The sequence below is a fragment of the Mucilaginibacter sp. genome (genome assembly GCF_028288105.1).
Taxonomy (GTDB): Bacteria; Bacteroidota; Bacteroidia; order Sphingobacteriales; family Sphingobacteriaceae; genus Mucilaginibacter.
In genome coordinates this window covers 1-3853 of the sequence record NZ_JAQBOI010000333.1, presented here as the reverse complement: position 1 = coordinate 3853, position 3853 = coordinate 1, and the positions used below count along the sequence as shown (strand labels likewise).

Here is a 3853-nt window from a genome sequence, read left to right as displayed (position 1 = left end):
CAGCAGTCATGCTCTTTACAAAGTTTTCTTTCAGCAAAATGAAAGGGGTAACGCTGATGAGCAATGCTGGTGTAATATCCAATTCCGTTAAAGCCACCACATTTGCCATAGCGCCAAAGGAATGGCCAATAACAATATCCGGGGTGCTGGTTTCTGCTACTACCTCTTTGGCGGCACTTACAAACAATAGCAGGTTTGATAATTCGCCCTCCGAGCTGCCGCATGCCGGGGCATCAAAGGCAATAATTTGCAAATCGGGATTTGTCTTAAGCGCGATAATCATCTCGGTAAAATCCGCCGCTTTTGATCCCCAGCCATGGGTAATTAAAACTTTTCGTTGGCCGTTACCCCATTTAAAACCGTTAATATTTAAGGTTTGATGTGTAAAGTAAGGGTCGTTTACCTTAACGCTGAATTGCTCTGCCTCGTTTAGTAACTGTTCCTGCTGTAAGCGTAGCGGCATTTTAGGCGGGTAGCATATCAACTGCCAAAGCATGCTGTTCAGGTCATCGGGTTTATCTTCGGTTAGGAGTGTTTTAACGTTTTGTATAATTTGCTTTAATTTTTTCATGAGGATGATGTGCGGCTAACCAAAGCTATAAATAAATTTATGGCGGGCTGCGCTAAAATATTTATGTTTATCAAAAATCGCTTAATCACAAATGGGGACAATAAAGCTTTCACTATTAATATTACTGCTGCTTGTTTCCCTGTTAACCATATTTAAAGCGCCTGCCTACTATTTATGGCTGGCGGCTATAGTGGTATCAGAGTTCCCTTTAATATTTATTTGCCTTACAGGCCTATTGCTGATAACGGGCTTTTGGATCCAAAAGTACCAGCTCGCATCAGTTATTACCGGGGTATTGGCTATCGCTTTATTTATATCGCCCATAATAAGGGCGTATTTAATTTCAATTACCCTAAAGCAAAATTTTGATAGTGTATTTGAATCGAAAGATAAGACACAAGACAAGGCATTTAGCTTTCTTAAGTTATTTTCAAGTTCAAATAAAACTAATGTTAGGTATCAGAGCCTTGCTTACAGTAATGATTTAAAGCTTGATTTCTACCCATCACAATTAACCGAAAAACGGCCTTGTGTAATTGTAGTTCATGGCGGTTCGTGGAGTAGCGGCGACAGCAAGCAATTGCCCGAGCTGAACAGCTATCTGGCCACTAAGGGGTATAATGTGGCCTCGATAAACTACCGGCTTGCTCCAAAATACCAGGCGCCTTTAGCTTTGGAAGATGTAAAACAGGCTTTTGCTTACCTGCGAAAGAATGCGGAGAAACTAAATATCGATACCAATAATTTTATATTGCTTGGCCGCTCGGCAGGGGCGCAGATAGCCTTGTTAGCTGCCTATACTCAACACGAAAAAGGCTTAAAAGGAGTGATAGATTTTTATGGACCTGCAGATATGATTTGGGGATACTCGGCACCGGCGAGTAAGCTGGTGATGGATTCGCGTGGGGTCATGGAACGTTATTTGGGCGGCACTTATAAGGCTGTTCCGGATAAATACGCGGCAAGTTCTCCTATCGAATTTGTGAATAAGCAAACCCTACCTACACTAATTATTCATGGCGATAATGATGTGCTGGTATCGCCCATACATAGCCGTAAGTTGGATGAAAAGTTGCGACAAAACGATATCAAACATTTCTATCTCGATGTACCCTGGGCAACACATGGGTTTGATTATAATATTAACGGCCCGGGCGGGCAGTTGTCTACCTACGTTGTTGAGCGGTTTTTGAATGCGGTGTGCAGATAACTATAGCCCCGAATAATAATCATACCCTTGCTCGGCCCAGTAATCGGGTGGGCGTTGGTTGTTAAAAGTGATGCTGCCAATACGTTTCAAGTTTTTAATGCCATACTTAACCGGGATAATAAGACGTAGGGGATGGCCGTGTTTGGCCATCAGCGGTTTGGCGTTCATTTCGTAAGCCAAAATGGTTTGCGGGTGCATGGCACTGGGCATATCCAAACCAACATAATATTTTTTATCGGGCGTAGCCATGCCCACATAGGCCAGTTGGGTTTGGTCGTCCAGTTTAAAATGAGTTACCAAATCGCTAAATTTTACACCACCCCAGTATGAGATCTGGTCCCAGCCTTCCACACACTTAAAATCAAAAACTATCTCCGTTTTGGGTAGCGCTTTTATTTCGTCCAGTGTGATATTCAATACTTCGCCCGATTGCTTTTTTACCTCCAGTTTCCAGTTCGCCATATCCGGAACACCGCCCGAACCTATGTCGCTATTATGGCGCACCACTTTAGCTGCCATTTCTTTGGGATAGGTTTTAACCAGGTTGTTATTGCTGAAAAAATTACGGAAGAAGAGTTCGGTTTTATTAAGCGCCCGGCGCAAGGGTGCTTTTGCACCGGCAGTAGCCGTGCGTATTTCTTTAGGGGAATTTTTAAGCCAGCTCCAGCCGCCATAGGCCGCCCCTGATAGCACAGCGAATGTACCGAACGAAATAAATGCACGCCGGTTTATTTTCTGCTCGATAGTGAGCGGCTTTTTTGGCTGCTTACTTTTCATCACTTACTGGTTTAATAATTTTTTTCGGCTGATCGTTCACTACCTCGAACCCCGTAATAGCCGATTGGAAATTCCTCCACCCCGCCAGCACCACCTGCACTACGTGGATGATAAAGAACAGTACATAGCCAATGGTTAGTACAAAATGTTCTATCCTTGCCGCATGGTAACCGCCGCAAAGCCAGGTAAACGTATTAAACTGTACCGGTTTGTAAATGGCCAGTCCGGTTATAAGCGAACCAAACCCCATTATAATGATGACGGTATAGGCTATCCGCTGCGCGGCATTATATTTATTTTGAGGCGGGGCCATTTTACGGATATGCAGATCATGCAATATCACCTGCCAGGCCTCTTTAAATGAATTGCGTTTTGGTACCAGCTGGCGCCACTCGCCCGAAAATAGGGTATACAATATATAAACTACCCCGTTGATAGTAAAAAACCACATAAACAAAAAATGGAAAGCCATGCCTTCGGCCAAACGTTTGGGAATATTAAAAGCATCGTAAAACCAGTTGGGGAAAAACTTAAAATAAGTATGCCCAAACAGGGTGATAGAATAAATATCGCTGGCCCAATAAATAAGCATACCGCTCCATATCATAATGGTGAGTATGGGAAAATTTACCCAATGGCACCATCGCATAGCTAAAGAATGTTTCTCTTTTATCGCTTTCATTATTGCCAAACCAATGTCATAAGTTGAAGTTAATTATTTACCTGTTGATATACGAATAAAACAACTATCCGGCTTTAAGCTAAACGGAAATTATCTATATTGCTTTATAATCTGTTATGAAAAAGATATTACTACTGCTTTTATTTTGTTCGGGTGTTGCTTTTGCACAAGAGAAAAACCAGCAAACCCTGAAGTTTGCCATAACCGGCGATGTGGAAAAGGAATCCGTTATCACGCTTGATTCGCTGAAGCAATATATTATAAGCACCATAGGGGATATAGAAGTAACCGACCATACCGGGGCGTTTAAACACAAGGATGATGAATTGAAAGGCATCCTGCTGAAAGACGTATTATCGCATACCAAATTTAAAACCACCAGTCCGAAGCTGCTGAGCCGTTTTTATTTTGTTTGCACCGGGATAGATGGCTACAAAGTAGTGTATTCCTGGAACGAACTGTATAACACCACCGTGGGCGATCATGTGTATATCATCATGGAAAAGAACGGCATCAAGGCTGATAAAATGCCCGAAAGTATGCAGATGACATCAGTGACAGATTTTAAAACCGGCCGCAGGTATCTGCATAATTTAGATAAAATAGTGGTGAG

Annotated in this window: 5 protein-coding genes; 2 read left to right on the top strand and 3 right to left on the bottom strand. The window is 42.5% G+C overall.

The genetic code is table 11. The features are described from left to right. Positions 1–571: alpha/beta hydrolase (locus JWQ85_RS21860; protein WP_299471815.1), on the bottom strand; the 571-nt coding region annotated here is incomplete at its 3' end. A gap of 91 nt (positions 572–662) precedes the next feature. On the opposite strand from JWQ85_RS21860, the gene JWQ85_RS21855 reads away from it, so the two are divergent. Next, the gene (locus tag JWQ85_RS21855) at positions 663–1781 is read left to right on the top strand and encodes an alpha/beta hydrolase (protein WP_299471813.1); all 1119 of its coding nucleotides are present in this window, start codon (positions 663–665) and stop codon (positions 1779–1781) included. Here JWQ85_RS21855 and JWQ85_RS21850 read toward each other — a convergent pair whose 3' ends face one another. Further along, a complete protein-coding gene (locus JWQ85_RS21850; RefSeq protein ID WP_299471811.1) occupies positions 1782–2558 on the bottom strand; it encodes a molybdopterin-dependent oxidoreductase in 777 nt (258 codons plus the stop codon). Next, positions 2548–3240, bottom strand: coding sequence for a cytochrome b/b6 domain-containing protein (locus JWQ85_RS21845; RefSeq protein ID WP_299471809.1), 693 nt, complete (start codon positions 3238–3240; stop codon positions 2548–2550). Before JWQ85_RS21845 ends, JWQ85_RS21850 begins: the two co-directional genes overlap by 11 nt. 116 nt (positions 3241–3356) lie before the next feature. Between JWQ85_RS21845 and JWQ85_RS21840 the strand changes: the two genes are divergently transcribed. Beyond that, on the top strand, positions 3357–3853 hold a 497-nt coding region (locus tag JWQ85_RS21840; protein WP_299471807.1), incomplete at its 3' end, for a hypothetical protein.

Coding starts and splice junctions, on each gene's coding strand:
- JWQ85_RS21855 (WP_299471813.1), top strand. CDS start 663: ATGGGGACAATAAAGCTTTCACTATTAATATTACTGCTGCTTGTTTCC.
- JWQ85_RS21845 (WP_299471809.1), bottom strand. CDS start 3,240: ATGAAAGCGATAAAAGAGAAACATTCTTTAGCTATGCGATGGTGCCAT.
- JWQ85_RS21850 (WP_299471811.1), bottom strand. CDS start 2,558: ATGAAAAGTAAGCAGCCAAAAAAGCCGCTCACTATCGAGCAGAAAATA.